This is a genomic window from Kitasatospora sp. NPDC057518 (genome assembly GCF_042802075.1).
Taxonomy (GTDB): Bacteria; Actinomycetota; Actinomycetes; order Streptomycetales; family Streptomycetaceae; genus Kitasatospora.
Map to the genome: position 1 here is coordinate 1 of NZ_JBHVEU010000771.1, position 1,680 is coordinate 1,680.

Genomic DNA, 1,680 nt, shown 5'->3' on the forward strand with positions numbered 1-1,680 from the left:
GTATTACGTCGTGCTGTACCAACAACATTCTTTACACAAGATACAACGACAAAAGATGTTACTGTATTCCCGCACTTAACAATTGATAACGATGCACACCGGATCCCGCGTCAGGACTCGGCGTCAGGACTTCGGCGTCAGGACTTCGACAGGGTGAAGGAGACCGCGGCGTTGTCGCCGCTGCCGCCCTGCCAGGTGCACTTGTACCCGGCCGGCGCGTCGCAGCTGTAGCCGTTGCTGCCCCAGTACGGGTTGTTCCAGTGCACCTTGACCTGGTTCTGCTCCCCGGCCACGTTGAAGCTGACCTCACCCTCGGTGCCGGTCATCACGCCCTCGGACTCGCTCGCCCACTTCGCGGTGACACCGGGCTGGACCATCGACGGCGGCATCATGTTGTCGGACCAGATCCCCCACTGCAGGCTCGCGCCGGAGCGGGTGAGCAGCTTCCCCGAGTTGTTGGTCAGGTTGATGCTCGTGCTCCGGGAGGCGCTGGTGAGGCTGGGCATCTCCGCGGCGGCGGCCTTGGCCCGGCTGCGCCCGATGCTGAAGGTGACCGCGGTGTTGTCCCCGCTGCCGCCGCTCCGGGAACAGGTGTACCCGTCCGGGACGGAGCAGCTGTAGTCGTTGCTGCCCCAGTACGGGTTGTTCCAGTGCAGCTTGACCTCTCCGCCGTTGTCGAGCGTGTAGGTGATGTTGCCCTCGGTCCCGGTCGCGAACCCGCAGGACTCGCTCTGCCAGCTGGAGGACTTCGTGTTGGGGATGTAGTCGGACGGCAGCATGTCGTTCGTCCAGCAGCCGTGGTCGAGCTTGTCCCACGTCTTGGTCAGGCCGGACCCGCTGCCGTTGGAGAGCGTGACCTTCGTGGAACGGTCCGCGGCGACCAGCGGCACGTTCGCCGCCGCGCTCTCGGCGGCCGGGCGCTGCGCCGCCGAGGCCTGCGGCCCGTCCTGCCCGGCCGCGGCCTGCGCGGACGGGGCGAGGGCGACCGCTCCGGCCGCCATCAGCACGGCGGTGAGGGCGCCCGCGGCCGTGCGGCCCAGACCGGTCATGGAGGTCGTACGCTGCATGGGTCTACCAACTCTCTTCTCGGCTGGACGAGCGGACACGCGTCACGCTCGCCTTGGTCCCGTCCGGAGGGGGGCGCCGCGGCTGGGTGCCGGCGCCGGGTGACTCACTGGCTGTGGAGACTCACTGGATGTAGAGCTCCCAGGTCTCCACGCCGTTGTCCCAGATCTTCTCGATCCTCATCGCGATGGCGCTCCCGAGGCCGTACAGCACCCAGTACGCGGCCTCGGCGGCGAACTGGGAGTTGTACCGGCCGACCCAGTGCCAGATGTCGAGCGCCTGCGCCGACGCGCCTTCCTGGACGGCGGGCGCCGCGACGGGCGCCGGCGCGGCGTGCGCCGGGGCGGGGGAGGCCGCGGCGGCGTAGGCCTGGGCGGTACCGCCGACGAGAACCGCGGCCGCGAGAGCCGCGCTGAGCGAGGCCGCTCCGATTCGCCTGTTCATGACAAGTGTCCCTTCTGGGCGTTCCACGTGAACAGCCGGTCACCCGGGGCCGATCGGTCCCGCCCCGACCCGGCTGCGGGGTGCGGTGGCAGTCACAGATTGGCATCCGACCGCCACGCTCGGGCATCGTGGAAAACCGCGAACTTGGCACGGCGGGCGTCCGGCCGAAGG

Annotated in this window: 2 protein-coding genes and 1 pseudogene; 1 reads left to right on the forward strand and 2 read right to left on the reverse strand. The window is 68.9% G+C overall.

What is annotated here, in order from left to right; translation table 11 throughout:
• A pseudogene (locus tag ACFU7Z_RS39270) lies at positions 1-150 on the forward strand (DNA-binding response regulator); the annotation flags it as partial.
• On the opposite strand, the gene ACFU7Z_RS39275 reads toward ACFU7Z_RS39270, so the two are convergent.
• Both ACFU7Z_RS39275 and ACFU7Z_RS39280 read right to left on the reverse strand, forming a co-directional pair.
• Positions 138-1,067 carry an aegerolysin family protein gene (locus tag ACFU7Z_RS39275; RefSeq protein ID WP_074005251.1) on the reverse strand — a complete coding sequence of 310 codons (930 nt, stop codon included), beginning with the start codon at positions 1,065-1,067 and terminating at the stop codon, positions 138-140. The pseudogene ACFU7Z_RS39270 and the gene ACFU7Z_RS39275 overlap by 13 nt on opposite strands.
• 121 nt (positions 1,068-1,188) lie before the next feature.
• Entirely contained in the window at positions 1,189-1,509 is a 321-nt protein-coding gene (locus ACFU7Z_RS39280; RefSeq protein WP_117486900.1) for a hypothetical protein, read from the reverse strand.
• Positions 1,510-1,680 lie beyond the last annotated feature (171 nt).